17 protein-coding genes are annotated in these 18,496 nt (G+C 68.6%); 6 read left to right on the top strand and 11 right to left on the bottom strand.

Going from position 1 to position 18,496, the window contains the following annotated elements; genetic code table 11:
* Positions 1-4: 4 nt before the first annotated feature.
* Positions 5-2,080, top strand: a complete 2,076-nt coding sequence (locus tag ACLNGM_RS10605) for a hypothetical protein (RefSeq protein WP_416358308.1) — start codon at positions 5-7, stop codon at positions 2,078-2,080.
* Positions 2,081-2,229: 149 nt separating this feature from the next.
* Positions 2,230-3,246, top strand: coding sequence for a patatin-like phospholipase family protein (locus ACLNGM_RS10600; protein ID WP_416358307.1), 1,017 nt, complete (start codon positions 2,230-2,232; stop codon positions 3,244-3,246).
* On the opposite strand, the gene ACLNGM_RS10595 is transcribed toward ACLNGM_RS10600, so the two are convergent.
* On the bottom strand, positions 3,243-3,755 hold the full coding sequence (locus tag ACLNGM_RS10595; protein ID WP_416358306.1) for a GNAT family N-acetyltransferase: 513 nt from the start codon (positions 3,753-3,755) through the stop codon (positions 3,243-3,245). The genes ACLNGM_RS10600 and ACLNGM_RS10595 overlap by 4 nt on opposite strands.
* A 237-nt stretch (positions 3,756-3,992) precedes the next feature.
* Here ACLNGM_RS10595 and ACLNGM_RS10590 point away from each other — a divergent pair, with 237 nt between their 5' ends.
* Positions 3,993-4,979, top strand: coding sequence for a glutathione S-transferase family protein (locus tag ACLNGM_RS10590; RefSeq protein ID WP_416358427.1), 987 nt, complete (start codon positions 3,993-3,995; stop codon positions 4,977-4,979).
* 1 nt (position 4,980) lies between these two features.
* Here ACLNGM_RS10590 and ACLNGM_RS10585 read toward each other — a convergent pair whose 3' ends face one another.
* On the bottom strand, positions 4,981-5,445 hold the full coding sequence (locus ACLNGM_RS10585; RefSeq protein ID WP_416358305.1) for an NUDIX domain-containing protein: 465 nt from the start codon (positions 5,443-5,445) through the stop codon (positions 4,981-4,983).
* Positions 5,446-5,490: 45 nt separating this feature from the next.
* Between ACLNGM_RS10585 and ACLNGM_RS10580 the strand changes: the two genes are divergently transcribed.
* Together ACLNGM_RS10580 and ACLNGM_RS10575 are read left to right on the top strand one after the other, a co-directional pair.
* Positions 5,491-6,432, top strand: a complete 942-nt coding sequence (locus ACLNGM_RS10580; RefSeq protein ID WP_416358304.1) for a metallophosphoesterase family protein — start codon at positions 5,491-5,493, stop codon at positions 6,430-6,432.
* A gap of 94 nt (positions 6,433-6,526) precedes the next feature.
* On the top strand, positions 6,527-7,678 hold the full coding sequence (locus ACLNGM_RS10575; protein WP_416358303.1) for a benzoate/H(+) symporter BenE family transporter: 1,152 nt from the start codon (positions 6,527-6,529) through the stop codon (positions 7,676-7,678).
* A 9-nt stretch (positions 7,679-7,687) separates the two neighbouring features.
* On the opposite strand, the gene ACLNGM_RS10570 is transcribed toward ACLNGM_RS10575, so the two are convergent.
* The 7 genes from ACLNGM_RS10570 to ACLNGM_RS10540 all read right to left on the bottom strand — a co-directional run bounded on the left by ACLNGM_RS10570 (position 7,688) and on the right by ACLNGM_RS10540 (position 15,510).
* A complete protein-coding gene (locus ACLNGM_RS10570) occupies positions 7,688-8,305 on the bottom strand; it encodes a hypothetical protein (protein WP_416358302.1) in 618 nt (205 codons plus the stop codon).
* 108 nt (positions 8,306-8,413) lie between these two features.
* Complete coding sequence (gene leuA / locus ACLNGM_RS10565; RefSeq protein ID WP_416358301.1) at positions 8,414-10,105, bottom strand: 2-isopropylmalate synthase; 1,692 nt, start codon at positions 10,103-10,105, stop codon at positions 8,414-8,416.
* A gap of 403 nt (positions 10,106-10,508) precedes the next feature.
* Positions 10,509-10,886: a hypothetical protein gene (locus ACLNGM_RS10560; RefSeq protein ID WP_090961110.1), complete on the bottom strand. Its 378-nt coding sequence runs from the start codon at positions 10,884-10,886 to the stop codon at positions 10,509-10,511.
* Positions 10,887-11,146: 260 nt separating this feature from the next.
* Positions 11,147-12,049, bottom strand: coding sequence for a cation diffusion facilitator family transporter (locus ACLNGM_RS10555; protein ID WP_416358426.1), 903 nt, complete (start codon positions 12,047-12,049; stop codon positions 11,147-11,149).
* 20 nt (positions 12,050-12,069) lie between these two features.
* Positions 12,070-14,259 (bottom strand): anthranilate synthase, encoded by a 2,190-nt coding sequence (locus tag ACLNGM_RS10550; protein WP_416358300.1) that lies wholly within the window; start codon positions 14,257-14,259, stop codon positions 12,070-12,072.
* A 248-nt stretch (positions 14,260-14,507) separates the two neighbouring features.
* The gene (locus ACLNGM_RS10545) at positions 14,508-15,143 is read right to left on the bottom strand and encodes a glutathione S-transferase family protein (RefSeq protein ID WP_416358299.1); all 636 of its coding nucleotides are present in this window, start codon (positions 15,141-15,143) and stop codon (positions 14,508-14,510) included.
* A 100-nt stretch (positions 15,144-15,243) separates the two neighbouring features.
* Positions 15,244-15,510: a hypothetical protein gene (locus tag ACLNGM_RS10540; protein ID WP_416358298.1), complete on the bottom strand. Its 267-nt coding sequence runs from the start codon at positions 15,508-15,510 to the stop codon at positions 15,244-15,246.
* A gap of 233 nt (positions 15,511-15,743) precedes the next feature.
* On the opposite strand from ACLNGM_RS10540, the gene ACLNGM_RS10535 reads away from it, so the two are divergent.
* Positions 15,744-16,766, top strand: a complete 1,023-nt coding sequence (locus ACLNGM_RS10535) for an ATP-binding cassette domain-containing protein (protein ID WP_416358297.1) — start codon at positions 15,744-15,746, stop codon at positions 16,764-16,766.
* 73 nt (positions 16,767-16,839) lie between these two features.
* On the opposite strand, the gene ACLNGM_RS10530 is transcribed toward ACLNGM_RS10535, so the two are convergent.
* Both ACLNGM_RS10530 and ACLNGM_RS10525 read right to left on the bottom strand, forming a co-directional pair.
* Positions 16,840-17,658 (bottom strand): dipeptide ABC transporter ATP-binding protein, encoded by an 819-nt coding sequence (locus ACLNGM_RS10530; protein ID WP_416358296.1) that lies wholly within the window; start codon positions 17,656-17,658, stop codon positions 16,840-16,842.
* On the bottom strand, positions 17,655-18,494 hold the full coding sequence (locus ACLNGM_RS10525; RefSeq protein WP_416358295.1) for an ABC transporter ATP-binding protein: 840 nt from the start codon (positions 18,492-18,494) through the stop codon (positions 17,655-17,657). Before ACLNGM_RS10525 ends, ACLNGM_RS10530 begins: the two co-directional genes overlap by 4 nt.
* Positions 18,495-18,496: the final 2 nt, after the last annotated feature.

Below are 18,496 nucleotides of genomic sequence, written 5' to 3'. Positions count from 1 at the left end.
CGCCATGACCTGGTCGATCGACGTCTCGCCCTTCTTCTCGTGGACCGTCATCGCGATCCTCGCCGTTCCGGCCGTGATCCTGGCGCTGGCGCTGCTCGCCGCCCGGATGCGCGGCGCCGTGGTGCGCAGTCTCGCGCTGGTCGCCCTGGTGCTGGCGCTCCTCAACCCCGTGGTGCTGCGCGAGGAGCGCGACCCGCTGAAGAGCGTCGTCGCCGTGGTCGTCGACCGCAGCCAGAGCCAGACGATCGGTGAGCGCACGGCCCAGACCGATGCGGCGGTGGAAGAGATCCGCCGCAACCTCGCCGCCTTCCCGCAGTTCGAGGTGCGCACGATCGAGGCCCGCTCGGCTGGCGAGGGCGACGCGACGACGGCGCTCTTCGGGGCGCTGCGTGACGGCCTTCGCGACGTCTCGCCCGCCCGGGTCGGCGGCGCGATCATGGTGACCGACGGGCAGGTCCACGACATCCCCGAGAACGCCGCGGCACTCGGCTTCGACGCGCCGGTTCACGCGCTCGTCACCGGCCGGCCGAACGAGTTCGACCGCCGCCTCGACCTCGTGACATCGCCGCGGTTCGCGCTGGTCGACCAGCCCCAGACGCTGACCTTTCGGGTCGTGGAGGAAGGCGAAGGCGCGTCGACCAATCCGGTCGAGGTGCAGGTCTTCCTGAACGGCGACCTCGTCGAGCGGCGCAACGCCGTTCCGGGGCAGGACACGAACGTCCAGATCACCCTGCCGCGCGCCGGCAAGAACATCGTGGAACTCTCGGCGGCGCGCGAGACCCGCGAGATCACGCCGGTCAACAACCGCGCCATCGCGGTGATCGACGGCATCCGCGAGAATCTGCGCGTGCTCCTCGTCTCTGGCGAGCCGCACGCCGGCGAGCGCACATGGCGCAACCTCCTGAAGTCGGACGCGGCGGTCGACCTCGTCCATTTCACGATCCTGCGCCCGCCGGAGAAGCAGGACGGCACGCCGATCAACGAGCTGTCGCTGATCGCCTTTCCGACGCGCGAGCTCTTCGTCGAGAAGATCGAGGACTTCGACCTCATCATCTTCGACCGCTACCAGCGGCGCGGCGTGCTGCCGACGCTCTACTACGACTATATCGCCCAGTACGTGCAGAACGGCGGCGCGATGCTGATTGCCTCGGGGCCGGAATATGCGGGGCCCGATTCCGTCGCCAACTCGCCGCTGAGCGCGATCCTCCCGGCGCTGCCGACCGGCGAGGTGGACCAGCGCGCCTTCCGCCCCGTCCTGTCGGAACTGGGGCGCAAGCACCCTGTGACGCGCGACCTGCCGGGCGCCGGCGCGACACCGCCGGACTGGAGCCCATGGTTCCGTTCGATCGACGTCGGCGAGACGCGCGGCGAAACGGTGATGACCGGCCCGGACGGCAAGCCGCTCCTCGTCCTCGACCGCGCCGGCGAGGGTCGCGTCGCGCTTCTCCTGTCCGATCAGGGCTGGTTGTGGTCGCGCGGCTTCGAGGGCGGGGGCCCGCATGTGCCGCTGTTCCGCCGTCTCGCCCATTGGCTGATGAAGGAGCCGCAGCTCGAGGAGGAATCCCTCGACGCCGAGGCACTCGGCACCGACCTGACGGTGACGCGCCATACGATCGGCGACGATCCGGGGCCGGCGACGGTCGTCACGCCGTCCGGCCGCGCGCTGCAGCTGCCGCTGACGCAAGGCGTGGCCGGCGAATGGCGCGGCACGCTGAACGCCGACGAGCTCGGGCTCTATCAGGTGGCGAACGGCGATCTGCGGGCGCTCGCCAATGTCGGGCCGGTGAACCCGCGCGAGTATCGCGAGGCCATCTCGACCACGCAGAAGCTGCAGCCGATCGCCGATGCCACGCGCGGCTCGACGCGTCGTCTGGCGGAAGCCACCGGCGACGTGTCGGTACCGCGCATCGTGCCGGTGTCGGGCCGGGCGGACGCGGACGGGCGCGACTGGATCGGCCTGAAGACCACGGAGGAAAGCGTCCTGCGTGGCGTCGACCGGACGCCGCTCTTCGCGGGCTTCCTCGGCCTTGCCGTCCTGCTTCTCGCGCTCTCCGCCACCTGGTATCGCGAGGGGCGCTGAGCCGCCGACGTTCGCGGATGGTTTCCTTCTCCGCCGGGGTTTTTGATCGGCACGCGACACCCTATCTCGCAGGTGCAGCATGAGGCTGGACTCCGCGTCCCCTCGTGCGGCAATGATCAACGGGAGGAGAGGATGGAAGGCGTAGGACCATGGCCCGCATCTGTCTCGCCCTGCAGGGCGGCGGCGCGCACGGCGCATTCACCTGGGGCGTCCTCGACCGTCTCCTCGATGACGACACGATCGAGATCGCGGCCGTCAGCGGCACCAGCGCCGGCGCCCTGAACGCGGCGAGCCTGTCGGCGGGCCTCGCTGGCAGCGGCCGGAGAGGCGCGCGCGAGGCGTTGCACCGCTTGTGGGAGACGGTCTCGGCTCGCTCCCCCCTCGGTGCGGTGGAGAGCAGCTTCCCGTTCTTTCCGTTTCCGCGCTCCATGGTGCACAACGCGATCGAGCAGGTGCGCTCGCTCACCCAGTTCGTCTCGCCCTACAGCGCGGGGCGACCGGGCGGCAATCCGTTGCGCGTCGTCGTCGAGGAGGCGATCGACCTCGACCTTCTCCAGCGCCAGACGCTTGTTCCGACCTTCGTCTCGGCCACCGATGTGGAAGCCGGGAGCGTCCGCGTCTTCACCGGGACCGAACTCACAGCCGATGCCCTCCTCGCCTCGGCCTGCCTTCCGGACGTCTTCCGCGCGGTCGAGATCGACGGCCGGCACTACTGGGACGGCGGCTATCTCGGCAACCCGGTCCTGACGCCCCTGTTCACGCAGGACCACGGGACGTCGGACCTCCTGATCGTGCAGGTGACGCCCTTCGTGCGGCCGGGCGTGCCCGATACGGCGGACGAGATCATCGCCCGCGTCAACGAGATCACCTTCAACACATCTCTCATGCGCGACCTGCGCATGCTGACCGAGATGAAGCGTCTCGTGCGCGACGAGGATCTCGAGAACCCGGTGCTGCGCCAGATCGCTGCCCTCCGGCTCCACATGATCTCGGCCGGTGAGGAACTGACGCGGCGCGGCGCCGTCGGGAAGCTCGATACCCGCTGGTCGGAACTCCTGGAACTGCGCGACCTCGGGCGGCGAGCGACCGACCTCTGGCTGGAACGCCATCGCGCCGATATCGGCAACCGGACCTCGCTGCCGACCGAAGTGGAAGCTCTGGTCTAGCGGCGCGGTTCCACCCGTCCCGCGACGCCGTCCCAGGCACCCGGCACGAGGTCGAGCCCCAGAATGCGCGCCTCGTCGACCGGGCCGGGCATCGTGACGGAGCCGATGGGCAGCGGCCTGTAGCCGAGCGGCATGTAGTAGGCCCGGTCGCCAACGAGGAAGATCGCCCGCTCGCCGGCAAGTCCTGCGGTTTCCGCGGCCATCGCGAGCAGCGTCCGGCCGATGCCGCGCTTCTTGAAGCGCGGGCGCACGGTCAGCGGCCCAAGCATTACGACGGGAACGCCGCCGATCGAGACGCGCGACTGACGCACCGAGCCGACGATCTCCGAGCCGAGGATCGCGACGAGCGACAGGGCGGGATCGTGCGGCGAGCGCTCGCGCACCCTCTCGGCCGCTCGCGTGAAGCGGCCGGGACCGAAAGCCTCGGCGGCGATGTCTTCGATGGTGTCGGCGTGCTCGGCTTGTTCCGCGCAGAAGCGCAGGTCGAGTTCCTGGACGAGGGACAGCATGGTCGGGTCCTGACGGTGGAGACGCACTCGCTACGCCCCGCCGGACCTCGCAATCGGGTCAGGCGCCGGCGGCGTGGATCGTGGCGGCTGGTGCCGCCTCCTGGCGTCGTCGTCGCAGCATGGGAAACCCGTTGCTTCAGGCCTGCCTATCGGCCAGTCCGCTCCATATCACCACATATGTGCCGCGTCGAGGGCGAAGCAATTCCCCGCGCGCGGCTTTTGCGATGGGTGATGCAGATGGGCCTTCTGGTCGACGGCAAGTGGCAGGACAAGTGGTACGACACCAAGTCGTCGGGCGGCAGCTTCCAGCGCACCAAGACGGCGTTCCGCCGCTGGGTGACGCCGAACGGCGAGCCGGGTCCCGATGGTCAGGATGCGGTGCCGGCCGAGGCCGGGCGCTACCACCTCTACGTCTCGCTTGCCTGCCCCTGGGCGCACCGGACGCTGATCCTGCGCAAGCTCAAGAAGCTGGAGGACGTCGTCTCCCTCTCGGTGGTCGACTGGTTCATGGGATCGGAAGGTTGGACTTTCTCGGACCGCCAGGGCTGCATCCCCGACAGCGTGAACGGGGCGGAGCGCCTCTACGAGGTGTACCTGAAGGCCGATCCGACCTTCACCGGCCGCGTCACCGTCCCGGTCCTCTGGGACAAGAAGGACGGGACCATGGTCAACAACGAGTCGGCCGAGATCCTGCGCATCTTCAACTCGTCCTTCGACGCGTTCGGCGACGCATCGGTGGATTTCTGCCCGGCCGACCTCCGGTCCGCGATCGATGCGACCAACGAGGAGGTCTACGAGGCGGTCAACAACGGCGTCTACAAGTGCGGCTTCGCGACGACGCAGGAGGCCTACGAGAAGCCCTTCCACGTCCTGTTCGACACGCTCGACCGGCTGGAGGACCGCCTGTCGCGCCAGCGCTACCTCACGGGCGACCGGATCACCGAGGCGGACTGGCGCCTGTTCACGACGCTGATCCGCTTCGACCCGGTCTATGTCGGGCACTTCAAGTGCAACAAGCGCCGGATCGCCGACTACCCCAACCTCCAAGGCTACATGTTGGAACTCTACCAGTGGCCGGGCGTGCGCGAGACGGTGGATTTCCACCACATCAAGCATCACTACTACGAGAGCCACGACATGATTAACCCGACGCGGATCGTGCCGCTTGGCCCCGAGCTCGATCTCGACCCACCGCACGGGCGCGAGCGGCTGGCCGCCGCCTGAGCTACCAGTCCTCGGCCGGCGGCTCGCCGCCGAGCGCCTCGGCGAGGCGTCGGCGCGTGGCCGGCGTCGTGCCCTCGGGCAGGGCGTCCAGCGCGAAGAAGCCGCTCTCGGCGATCTCCCAGTCGGCCTTGCGCGGTTCGGTCTGCCGAACACGGTCGCACCGGTAGACCAGCACATGATCGCGCCTCTCGCGGCGGTTGTAGTGGACCGAGACGAGGACAGGCGTCACCTCGCAGACGAGGTTGCCCTCCTCGCGGGCCTCGCGCACCACGGCCTCGAGCACCGTCTCGCCGGGGTCCACCGCGCCGCCCGGCATGTACCACCCCTCGCGGTAGCCGTGACGCACGAGGAAAACGCGGCCCTCCGCATCGAGGGCCACGATGCGAGCTCCGAGGGTCATCGACCGCGTGGCGAGCCCCCAGAGGCGCAGCACGCGGGCGAGCGGCCGGGAAAGCCAGGGCGTCATCGCCGTCCCCTTCCCATCGCGCCCGGTCCGGCTAGTTCACCGCCCATGTTTCGTCTCGCTCATCTGTCCGACATCCATCTCGGCCCGCTGCCGGAACTGTCCTATCGCGAACTCGCGTCCAAGCGCATCACCGGCTACATCAACTGGCAGCGCAACCGGAAGCGGGCGATGTTCGGCGACACGCTTCTGAAGCTCGTCGCCGACCTGAAGACGCAGTCGCCGAGCCACGTGGCGGTGACCGGCGATCTCGTGAACCTCGCGACCAAGACCGAGATCGTCGGCGCACGGATCTGGCTCGAGGACCTCGGCGATCCCGCCTGGGTGTCGGTGGTGCCGGGCAATCACGACGCCTACGTTCCGGGGGCGCTGAAGCGCGTCTACGAGGAATGGTACCCGTATCTGATCGGCGACGGCGGCAAGGCGCCTCATCATCGGCGCTATCCCTACATGCGCGTGCGCGGTCAGGTCGCGATCATCGGCACGTCGAGTGCCGAAGCCACCGCACCGTTCTTTGCCACCGGCACCTTCAAGCGTGGCCAGGCGCTGGCGACCGCCCGCCTCCTCGACGAGGCCAAGGCGCGCGGCCTGTTCCGCGTGGTGATGATCCACCACCCGCCGATCGCCGGTGCGGCGGCCTGGTCGAAACGGCTGATCGGCAAGCAATACTTCTCCAAGGTGATCCACGACGTCGGCGCCGAACTCGTCCTGCACGGGCATACCCATCTCGACACGCTCTACTGGCTGACGGGCCCCGGCGGCGAGCGCGTGCCCGTCGCGGGCATCCCGTCGGCGAGCCAGAACCCCGGCGGCTCCAAGCCGGCGGCGCGCTACAGCCTGTTCGAGATCGACGGCGGGCCCGGCGACTGGTCGCTCGTGCAACGCGAACGCGGTTTCCGGGCCGACGGCGGCGGCATCGACTGGATCCGGGAGCGCCGCCTCCTGAGCGACGGCACCACGATCGACGTCGAGCCCGGCGTCGCCGCCTGATCGGCGGCAGGCTGCAGCCAAGGAACCGCTTGCCAGGGGTGGACACGGCCGCGTAAGGCCCTCGGATCGCCGTTCGCCGATCGAGGCCCGCCCGATGCGCCCTCCCCCGTTGCCCGCCCTCTCGGCGGGGCTGCTTGCGGCCTTCGTCGGCTTCGCCAGTTCCTTTTCCGTGGTGCTGCAGGGGCTGGTGGGGGTCGGCGCCTCGCCGGAGGAGGCCGCGTCCGGCATCATGGCCCTGTCGATCGCAATGGGCGCCTGCGGCATCCTCGTCTCGTGGCGGATGAAAATGCCGATCTCGGTCGCCTGGTCGACGCCGGGCGCCGCGCTGCTCGCCGGAGCAGGCGCACCCGCCGGCGGCTTTGCGGCGGCGATCGGGGCCTTTGTCCTCGCCGGCGCGCTGGTCGTTCTGGCCGGCCTTGTGAAACCGGTCGGCCGGGCGATCTCGCGCATCCCGCTGTCGCTCGCCAATGCGATGCTGGCGGGCATCCTGCTTCCCCTCTGCCTCGCGCCCGTCAAGGCGGTGGCGTCGATCCCGCTCGAGGCGCTCGCCGTCATCGCGATCTGGTTTCTTGTCGGGCGCTGGAGCCGCGTCCTAGCTGTACCGGCTGCGGCGGTCGCAACCTTCCTGCTGATCTTCCTCGCCCAGAGCAGTCCGGGAGGCACGGCAGCGGTGATCCCCGCACCCGTCCTTGTCTTGCCGGACTGGTCAACGGCGTCGCTGGTCGGGCTCGGCCTGCCCCTCTTCCTGATCACCATGGCCTCGCAGAACATTCCGGGTCTTGCGATCCTCAGGGTCAACGGCTTTGCCGCCGAGCCCGCGCCGCTCTTCACGGCGACGGGCGTCGCGAGCCTCCTCTGCGCCCCCTTCGGCGGCCATGCGGTCAATCTCGCGGCCATCACCGCGGCGATCTGCGCGGGTGACGAGGCCGGACCCGACCGGGGCCGCCGCTGGTGGGCGGGGATCGTCTCGGGGGTCGCCTATATCGCTTTCGGTCTCACGGCGGGCTGGGCCACGGCGTTCGCCGCGCAGTCTCCGCCGCTGGTCCAGACGGTGGCCGGCGTCGCGCTGATCGGCGCCTTTACCGGGGCACTCGGGGGCATGGTCGGCGAGACGGACGACCGCGAGGCGGCGATCCTGTGCTTCGTCGTGACGGCGTCGGGCGTGCCGTTCCTCGGCATCAGCGCCCCGTTCTGGGGCCTCGTGGTGGGAGGCGTCGTGCTTCTGGCCGTCCGGCGGCGGGGCTGACGCCTTCCGTCAGACGATCGGCGCGCCGCGATAGGCGGCGAGCGCCATGAGAATGCCGGCACCGACCACGATGCCGATCATCAGCCAGGACAGGGCGATCACGAAATCGGTCGAGCGCGGACGGGGGGCGAGGCGGATCGGCTCGAGCGAGGAAGCGGCCGCCAGCGAGGCGGGCCGCTCGGCAGGCCGGAGGCCGATGCCGTCGGATGCGGCGAGCGCGCGGTCGCGCTCCACCATCCGCTCGGCGACGTACTCAGTCACCTTGTCGACGATGACGCGGCTTTCGCCCGATTCGGCGAGCGTGATGCGGCCGAGGCGGGTGTCCCGCACGAAGCGATATGTGCGCCGGTCGCGCGCCATCAGGACCTGCGCCGTGCCGTCGACCCAGTAGCGGGGCTGCGGTCCGCCGGACAGGGTGAAGTCGAAAAGGTCATCATCGGCGGGGACGGCGTCGATGATCGGCTGCAGTTCCTCGGCGAAGATCTCGAGGCGGGCGCGATCCGCCTCGCGGATGTCGATCACGATGTCGGTCCGCTGCGAGGAGGCGATCTTGGCCGCGCGCACGGCATCGGCCAAACGCTTGGTTCCGCTCGTCACCGATAGGGCGCCCCGGGACTCCATCATCATGCCACCTCGACCTCGCGCGGCGGGCCATCATGGCCCGCCGTACGGTTGTCATGCGTACCGCCGCTGGCTTTCGTGAAACCGGAACGGGACGCAAGCGGAAAGGTTTCGTTAACCTCGAGTATCCACGATCCGGTTGGCGGCCGCAACGATCGCGCGCAGCGAGGCCGTCGTGGCGTTCTGGTCGATGCCGGCGCCGAAGGCCCGTCCGCCCGGATGCTCGATCTCCATATAGGCGATCGCCGAGGCGTTGGAGCCGCGCTGGAGCGAGTGCTCGGCGTAATCGGCGACCGACAGGTCGATCCCCATGTGACGCGACAGACCGTCGATGAAGCCGTCGATCGCACCGGTGCCGCGGCCCTCGATCTCGATCGTCCGGTCGCCGTCGCGGATCGTCGCCGTCACCGTGCGGCGCGAGGGTCCCTGCTCCGGTCGCGTGATGTGCTCGACATAAGCGAAGCGCGCGCCCGGCTGCTCGACGTAGCGTTCCAGGAAGCGCTCGTAGATGCGCTTGACCGGCAGTTCACGGCCTTCCTCGTCGGTGATCCGCTGGATGTCCTCGCGAAAATCCACCTGCAGGTTGCGCGGCAGGTTCAGGCCGTGGTCGGCCTGCAGGACGTAGGCGATGCCGCCCTTGCCCGACTGCGAGTTGATGCGGATGATCGCCTCATAGGAGCGGCCGACGTCCTGCGGATCGATCGGGAGATACGGCACCTCCCACAGGGGCTTGTTGGCGACCTTCGCCGCCTTCATGCCCTTGTTGATCGCATCCTGATGCGAGCCGGAAAAGGCCGTGTAGACCAGTTCGCCAACGTAGGGGTGGCGCTCGGGGATCGCGAGCTGGTTGCAGTGCTCGTAGACCTCCTTCATCCGGTTGATGTCGGAGACGTCGAGCTCGGGATCGACCCCTTGCGTGTACATGTTGAGCGCCAGCGTCACGAGATCGACGTTGCCGGTGCGCTCGCCGTTGCCGAACAGCGTCCCCTCGACCCGGTCGGCGCCCGCCATCAGGCCGAGTTCGGTCGCCGCGATCGCGGTGCCCCGGTCGTTGTGCGGGTGCAGCGACAGGATGATCGTCTCGCGGTTGTCGAGGTTTCGGCTCATCCACTCGATCTGGTCGGCGTGAATGTTGGGCGTCGACATCTCGACGGTGGCCGGCAGGTTGAGGATCAGGCGGTTTTCCGGCGTCGGGCGGATGACCTCCGCGACGGCGCTGCAGATCTCGAGCGCGAAATCGAGCTCGGTGCCGGTGAAGCTTTCGGGCGAATACTCGAAGCGGAACCCGCCGCCGGCCTTGTCGGCCATCTCGGCGATCATCTCGGCGGCCTCGACCGCGATCTGGCGGATGCCGGCGCGGTCCTTGCCGAACACGACGCGGCGCTGCAACTCGCTGGTCGAATTGTAGAAGTGGACGATCGGCTTCTTCGCGCCCTCCAGGCTCTCGAAGGTGCGCGTGATCAGCTCGGGCCGGCACTGGACCAGCACCTGCAGCGACATGTCGTCGGGCACGCCGCCCTCCTCGATGCACCAGCGGGTGAAGTCGAAGTCCGTCTGCGAGGCGGAGGGGAAGCCGATCTCCACCTCCTTGAAACGCATGTGCTTCAGGAGCGCGAACATGCGCGACTTGCGCTCCTGCCCCATCGGGTCGACCAGCGCCTGGTTGCCGTCGCGAAGGTCGACGGAGCACCAGATCGGCGCCGTCTCGATGCGGCGCGAGGGCCACTGGCGGTCGGGCAGATCGACGGCCGGATAGGGCTGATACTTCTGGGAGGCCTTGGGCATCACCGGGACGGATGCGGACATGGGAATACCTTGCTCGTTCGGCGAAGACGGAGCGGCACGACGGCCGGCTGACGCGCGTCTTTCAGGATTTGACCGGGGTTGTAAAGCCGAAGAGACTGGAGGCTTCGCGAGGGTGTCGCGCGCCGGCTCGACCGCCGGGCGCCCCTTCGATCAACGGGCCCGACGGTCGCCGATAAGGACGAGACGAAGGAGGCCGAGAAGCGGACGTGCGGCGACATCGCGCTCGCGCGCGGCAACCGGGGCCAAGGGGCCGAAGGATACGTCCGACTTCGTCATGGCGGCCAGAATGACGCTCCGGAACCGGGAAGGCAAGCCCGAAGGAGGCACCCGACACGAAAAAGGCCCGGTCCTTTCGGATCGGGCCTTTCCTCCACAAGGCGACCGATGCCGCCTTCCAGAAAACTCAACGGGCATCGACGCCAAACGAATCCGAACCTGGAACGACGCGGACCTGCTCGACCGGGGACGCCGTGTAGCCGGCATGGTAGTCGCCACGGATCACCGAGTTGACGGCGTTGGAATCGATCGCGCGGGTTTCGTAACGCGAACCCGGGACAACGTTGACGGCCGCACCTTCGGTCGCGGGATAGCCGAACGAGCGGCTCTCGACCACGCTGGCGCGGGGGGCGACGGTCTCGCCACGGATCACCGAATTGACGGCGACACCGTCGGCGGCACGCTCATAGGTGTCGGAGCCCGGGACGATACCGTTGGCAGAGGCGACGCCGGTCAGGGCAGCGAGAGAGAGCACAACAGCCGAGGCAAAGATGGAGGTCTTCATTGTTCTTGTCCTTGAGGAAACTTAGGAGGCGCATCGAGACGTTCAGCGGCCTGGGAGGGAGCCGGTGAGATCAGCTTGCGTCGTCCGATGCGCATGATCTAGGCAGCGAATGTCGGCTTATCGAGTAGAGATTGTTGAACAGTCCGTCGCTATCATAAGGGATCCCGCCTTTTAGCCGCCCAAGGCGTTAACACGAAAACGCCGGCCGACCCATTCGGGTGGACCGGCGCTCGCAAGCCGATGCGAACTGGAGCGGAGGGCTAGAGAACCGGCACGCCCACCTGCTTCGCCTCGCCCTCGGGCTCGACGTGGATCAGAACGCGGGCCCCGGCGAAGGTGGCCTGCAATGCGTCCTCGATGCGGTCGCAGATGGAATGGGCGTCCACGACGCGCATCTCGCTCGGCACCACCATGTGGAACTCGATGAAGACCGCGCGACCGGCGATGCGCGTGCGCACGTCGTGGACCTCGATCGCCCCTTCTGCCGAAGCCGAGATGATCTCGCGCGCCCGCGTGTCGTCCGCCGGATCGAGCGCCTGGTCCATCAGGCCGGAGAGCGAAGAGGCGACGACCTTCCAGCCCTCGCGCAGAATGTTCAGCGCGACGAGGGCGGCGAGCGCCGGATCGAGGATTGCCCAACCCGTCGCGCTGGCGACGGCAAGGCCCGCGAGCACGCCGACCGAGGTCACGACGTCGGCCATGATGTGCCGCCCGTCGGCATCGAGCGCCGGAGAGCGGTGTTCGCGCCCCTGCCGCATGAGGTAGAGTGCCCACAGGAGGTTGATCACGGTCGCGACGCCGTTGATCGCGATGCCGAGCATCGGCGCCTCGATGTCGCGCGGCACGAAATAGGCGCCGTAGGCCTCGCGCAGGATGAGGAGCGCAGCGACGACGATGAGGACGCCCTCCACCACCGCCGAGAAATACTCGGCCTTGGTGTGGCCGTAGGGATGGTCGGTGTCGGCAGGCTTGTAGCTGACGCTGACGGCCCACAGGGCAATCACGCCCGCAACGACGTTGACGATGGATTCCAGCGCGTCCGAGAACAGGGCCACCGATCCGGTGACCACGTAGGCCGCATACTTAATTCCGAGGACGAGGCAGGCCACGGCGATGGTCATCATCGCCGTGCGCTTCACCAGACGGCCGGAATCGTCGGCCATCGCCATCGCGGATGCCGTCATCAGGCGGCCTTCACCCGTGCGCGGCGCGGAAGCTTGGCCACCACGTTCTCGATCATCCGCATCCCGGCCTCGCTCCCGAGGCTCATGATGCTTTCGGGATGGAACTGCACGGCCGCGACCGGCTCGTGCCGGTGTTCGAAGGCCATCACGACGCCATCCTCGGTCTCGGCCGTCACCTCGAACTCGCGCGGCAGGCGCACCGGATCGGCGAAGATCGAGTGGTAGCGGCCAACCGTGACCTCGTTCGGAAGGCCGGAGAAGATGATGCCGGGCGTCGAGACGCGAACGCGCGACGGCTTGCCGTGCACGGGCACATGAAGCGTGCGCAGCGTGCCGCCATAGGCTTCGGCCAGCGCCTGGAGCCCGAGGCAGACGCCGAAGATCGGCATCTGGCGCTTGCGCGCCTGCGCGATCGTGCCCCGGCAGTCGAAATCATCCGGGTTGCCGGGACCGGGCGACAGGACGACGAGATCGGGCGCGACGCGGTCGAAGATCTCCTCCGGCACCGGGGTGCGCACGGTCGTCACGTCCGCGCCGGTCTGGCGGAAGTAGTTGGCGAGCGTGTGGACGAAACTGTCCTCGTGATCGACGAGAAGGATGCGCACGCCCTCGCCGACCTTGGCGCGGGCGCTGGTCCCCTCCCCGGCGTTCGGCTTGCCGGCCTCGCGGATCGCCGCGATCATCGCGGACGCCTTGAGTTCGGTCTCGGCCTCCTCCTCTTCCGGATTGGAATCGTAGAGGAGCGTCGCGCCCGCGCGCACCTCGGCGACGCCGTCCTTGAGGCGGATGGTGCGCAGCGTCAGGCCGGTATTCATGTCGCCGTTGAAATGCATCATGCCGACGGCACCGCCGTACCAGGCGCGCGGGCTCTTCTCGTTCTTTTCGATGAAGCGCATCGCCCAGAGCTTGGGCGCGCCGGTCACCGTCACCGCCCAGGCGTGGGACAGGAACGCGTCCATCGCGTCCATGCCCTCGCGCAGGCGTCCCTCGATGTGGTCGACCGTGTGGATCAGGCGCGAGTACATCTCGATCTGGCGCCGGCCGATGACGCGCACCGAGCCCGGCTCGCAGACGCGGCTCTTGTCGTTGCGGTCGACGTCCGAGCACATGGTGAGCTCGGACTCGTCCTTCTTGGAGTTCAGGAGCTTCAGGATCTGCTCTGAATCCGAGATCGCGTCCTCGCCGCGACGGATCGTGCCGGAGATCGGGCAGGTCTCGACGCGCCGTCCCGACACGCGGATGAACATCTCGGGGCTCGCGCCGATCAGGAACTCGTTGGCCCCGAGATTGATGAAGAACGAGTAGGGCGACGGGTTGATGCCCTTCAGCCGCCGCGAGACCTCGGACGGCCGATGCTCGACGCGCTCGTAGAAGGTCTGGCCCGGCACGACCTCGAAAAGGTCGCCGCGCATGAACTTCTCCTTGGCGCGGCGCACGAGCGCGGCGTATTCGCCGGGCTTGTGGTCGCCGCGCGGCGGCACGCTCTCGGAGCGCGCGAAGGGCGCCTCGGGCCCGCCGCCGGCAAGACCGGCGGTCGAGCGGCCGCCCTTCTCGAACTGGTACTCCTCGACATAGGCTTTGGCCGAGTAGTGATCCACCATCAGGATCTCGTCCGGCAGGTAGAGCACGAGATCGCGGCGGTCGGGCGCGCGCTGGAGCGTCTCCTCGACCGGATCGAACTGGAAGGCGAGGTCGTAACCGAAGGCGCCGTAGAGGCCGAGGTCCGAATCCTCGTCGGACTTGAACAGGGCGACGATCGCGCGCAGCACCGAGAAGACGGTCGGCATGCGCGAGCGCTCCTCCTCGGTGAAGGCGCGCGACGGCAGGGCGATCGTCAGGTCGAGCCGGTCGCCCGCTCTAGCGGCGGACGCGATGTCCTCGTGCCCCTCGAGCGCCTCCGCGACGAAGCTGAGCAGCACTTGGCCCCGCGCGTTCAGCGCCTCGATCACGACCGAGCGCCCCGAGGAGGTCACGACCAGCGGCGGATCGACGATCGCCGTGTCCCAGCGCGTGTAGCGGCCGGGATACTCGTAGTTCGACGAAAAGACCGCGCCGCGGCGGGTATCCAGCCGATCGACATAGGGCTCGATCGCGCCGGCATAGGCGACGTCGCGCCGCCGGCGAGTGACGGTCACGCCGCCCTCCGTCACATAGACGTGCGCGCCGTCGGCCTGAGGTTCGAGGGTCATGCCATCCACTCCATCTTGAGCGCCGGCCCCGAGGCCCCTCAAAAGGAAAAGGCCGCCGGGGGTCCGGAGCGGCCTTTGTCGATCGAACGCGCACGGGTTCGCAAAGCCGCTAGAAGCGGGCCTGCCACCAATTCGTGAGCTTGCGTGCGGTGTTCATGGCGGAATGGGTAACCGAAGCCCCAAGGCGTCGCAACGGAAAAGTGCTTCCGTCCCCTATTTGCCAATGGTTTGCACGTGCGGGTCGCACCTCAGCCGCCCTGCCCCTTGGCCGCTGCCAGGAGCGCGTCGTCGGCCTCGGATGCCCGGCGAAACGCCGGCCGCCCGGCGAGCCGCGCATGGTAGGCCTCGAAGGCCGGCCGACGCTCGATGCCACCGAAATGGAGCCCGTAGCCGATATGGGAGCCGATATAGACGTCGGCCGCGCTGAAGCGGTCGCCCGCGACGTACTCGGTGCGCGAAACGGCAGCTTCCAGCGCGTCCATTACCCGCTCGTAGGAGCCATAGCCGACGAAGACCGAGCGCTCCGGCGTCATCTCCACCTGCAGGGTGCGGTTGGTGACGGCCGCCTCGAGCGGACCGGCGGCGAAGAACATCCAGCGGAAGTAGGCCGCCCGCGCCGCGCCCGGTTCCGGCACGAGCCCGGCCTCAGGAAAGGCGTCCGCCAGATAGGCGCAGATCGCGGCGACCTCGGTGACGACAGCGCCCCGATGCGAGAGTGCCGGCACCTTGCCCATCGGGTTGACCGCGAGATACTCGGCCGCCTTCATGGTGGTGGCGTAGTCGAGCACCTCGACCCGGTAGGGCTCGCCCACCTCCTCCAGCATCCAGCGCGCGATGCGGCCGCGCGACATGGGATTGGTGTAGAGAACGAGATCGTCGGTCATCGGGCTTCCTCCGCAGCATAGGTCGCCGCGATCCTAGCCCCAAAACGCGAAAGCCGCGCGACGGATCGCGCGGCTTTCGATCTGGCGGTTTGGGGGAGCATCAGTACTGCGGCAGACCATGAATGCGCGGGTCGTTCACCGTCGCGGAATAGATCTGGCCGTCCGAGGCCTGGAAGACGCCCAACAGGCCAGGATCCTTCACCGGCGTCTCGCTCATCACCTTCACAGGCGAGGTCTTCGACGGCGCGGCGGTCGTCGCCATGGTGTGCTGGACGTGATGCCGGGGCATCGGGGTTGCGGCCATCGCGGCCGAGGCGGCGCCCAGCGTGCCGAGGAGGACGAGGGCGGCGGATAGGGTGGACTTCATGGCTTTGCTCCTGGTTCGATCGGCGTCATCGAATCCCAAGTCGCCTGAGGGTCGGGCTGAATCACCCGGGGGTCCGTGGCTTGGTGCGCCTGTGGAAGAGAGTGCGCCCGCAACCCCAAAGCGTCGAGTTACAACGGGTTCATGACATCGAATTCATGAAGGGCGTTCAGGGTGCCGATGGTCCGTCCCCCAACGCTTGCGTGCGTTCGGGCGCTGGCGCATAAGCCCGCCGCATGACCCCGCAGATCAGCATCCGCCGCCTCGCCGTCGTTCACGGCCGCCAGCCGGGCACCGCCCTTCGCCGGGCCGACGCCGGCGAAAACCACCATGCGATCCGCGTCTCCGGCGATGGCACGGTGGCGCTGATCGACGTCGATCTCGACGTCTATCCCGGCGAGATCCTCGTGGTGCTCGGCGGTTCGGGCTCGGGCAAGTCGAGCCTCGTGGCGGCGCTTGCCGGGGCGGCGCCCATCGCACGCGGGTCGGCCTCGTTCATGACCGCGCACGGGGCGTTCGAACTCGCGACCGCGACGAAGAACCACCTGAAGCGCCACGCGGAGGCGACCGTCTCCAGCTGGCGCGCGCCGGTGCGCCTCGGCGAGCGCCGGACCGTCTCCGCCGTCGTGGAAGCGGCGCTTGTGGACCACGGCACGCCGCGCCGCGACCGCGCCCCGCGCGCGGTTCTCGAACTTGCCAATGCGGGGCTGCGCGATCTCGCGGGCACGACGGTCGCGGACCTCGGTCCCGGCTTTCGCGCCCATGTCCAGCTTCTCGTCGCCTCGCTGGGGGCGGAACCGATCCTTCTCATGGACGGCGCGATCGATACGCCCGACGCCTGGCGCGATCCTGCGCTCGTCGCATCGCTGCGGCGCATGCGCGAGCGGACCGGCAAGACGGTGATCCTGACGACCTGCGATCCCGCCGAGGCGATGCGCGTCGGCGATCGGATCGCGGTCCTCGACAACGGGCGGCTGGTGCAGGCGGGGCCGCCGCGCGAGCTGGTGCTGCAGCCGGCAACCGATCATGTCGCCGCGCTTCTGTCGGAGCTCAACCCGGTGGGGTTCCTGCTAGCCGAGGACGTGATGGCGCCGATCACGCCCGCCGACGAGGCGGCTGGCTTTGCGGGCCTCGTCCAGACCGGCACGCGGCTCGCGGATGTCCTACCGACGCTGCGGCGCGGCGACGTGATGGTGGCCGAACGGGGGCGTCTCCTCGGCAAGATCGACGCCCACCGGCTCTGGAGCCTCTTCGTCTAGGGCTCAGCGGGTCACGCGCCCCTGGAAGCGCCATATCCGGCGCACGACGGCGCGCCGGACGAGACGCCAAGCCTCAGGCGCGTTCGGCCATGCGGCGGCGGATGCTGCCCACGTCGGCGCGCGGCGTGGAGGCGAAGAGCTTCTGCGTGTACTCGTGGCTCGGCGCGTCGAAGACCTCGTCGCGCGTGCCGTATTCCACCACCTCGCCGTAGTACATCACCATCACCGTGTCGGCGATGTAGCGCACCACCGACAGGTCGTGGCTGATGAAGACGTAGGTGAGACCGAGCTCGTCCTGGAGATCGGCGAGAAGGTTCAGGATCTGCGCCTGCACCGAAAGGTCGAGCGCCGAGACCGGCTCGTCGAGCACGAGGAGGCTCGGATTGAGCATCAGGGCGCGGGCGATCGCGATGCGCTGGCGCTGGCCGCCCGAGAACATGTGCGGATAGCGGTTGTAGTGCTCCGGGCCGAGGCCGACCTTGACCAGCATCGCCATCGCCTGGCTGCGCCGCTCGGCCGCCGGCATGTCGGTGTTGAGAAGCAGCGGCTCGGTCAGGACGTCGCCGACCTTCTGGCGCGGGTTGAGCGAGCCGTAGGGGTTCTGGAACACCATCTGCACCTTGCGGCGCATCTCGCGCGTCACGCCCTTCTCGATGCGCATCGGCTGGCCGTCGATGAAGAGCTCGCCCGCCGTCGGCTCGTCGATCAGGGTCAGGATGCGCGCGAGCGTGGACTTGCCGCAGCCCGATTCGCCGACGATCGCCAGCGTCTTGCCCTTCTCGACCGAGAAGGACACACCCTTCACCGCATGCACGGCCTTCGGCGAAGAGAAGAGGCCCTGCGGCACGAGATAGTCGCGCTTGATCCCGCGCGCTTCGAGGACGGGGCTCATCGGACGGCCTCCAGCGCCAGGGCGTCGGCGACGGTCGGCAGCCGGTCGCCCGTCGCGTTCTCCGGCAGGGCCGAGAGGAGCGCGCGCGTGTAGGGGTTCTTCGGGTTCTCGAAGAGTTCGAGCACGCCCGCCTCCTCCATCTTGCGCCCCTTGTACTGGACGACGACGCGGTGCGCCGTCTCGGCGACGACGCCCATGTCGTGGGTGATCATGATGAGGCCCATGCCGTGCTCGCGCTGCAGCCCGACGAGGAGATCGAGGATCTGCTTCTGGATCGTCACGTCGAGCGCCGTCGTCGGCTCGTCGGCGATCAGGAGCTTCGGATTGCACGCGATCGCCATCGCGATCATCACGCGCTGGCACTGGCCGCCCGACATCTGGTGCGGGAAGCTCGACATGCGACCTTCGGGATCGGGGATGCCGACCGACTGGAGGAGTTCGATCGCGCGGCGCTTGCGCTCCGCCCGGCCGAGGCCGAGATGGAAGCGCAGCGTCTCGGTCAGCTGGAAGCCGACCGTGAAGCACGGGTTGAGGCTCGCCATCGGTTCCTGGAAGATCATCGCGATGTCACGCCCGACGATCTGGCGGCGCTCGCGCGACGAGAGCGCCAGGAGATCGCGGCCCTCGAAGGTGAGGCGGTCGGCGGTGACGGTCGCCGTCTTCGGCAGGAGGCCCATGGTGGCCAGCATGCCGACCGACTTGCCCGAGCCGGACTCGCCGACGATCGCGAGGACTTCGCGCTGGTCGACATGCAGGTCGATGCCGTCGACCGCCTTGAACGGCCCTGCGGCCGTGTCGAAGCTGACGGTGAGGTTGCGGATTTCGAGAAGGCTCATGG

The sequence above is a fragment of the Aureimonas phyllosphaerae genome (assembly GCF_047943035.1).
GTDB classification, from domain to species: domain Bacteria; phylum Pseudomonadota; class Alphaproteobacteria; order Rhizobiales; family Rhizobiaceae; genus Aureimonas; species Aureimonas phyllosphaerae.
This window is presented reverse-complemented; position numbering and strand designations above follow the sequence as displayed.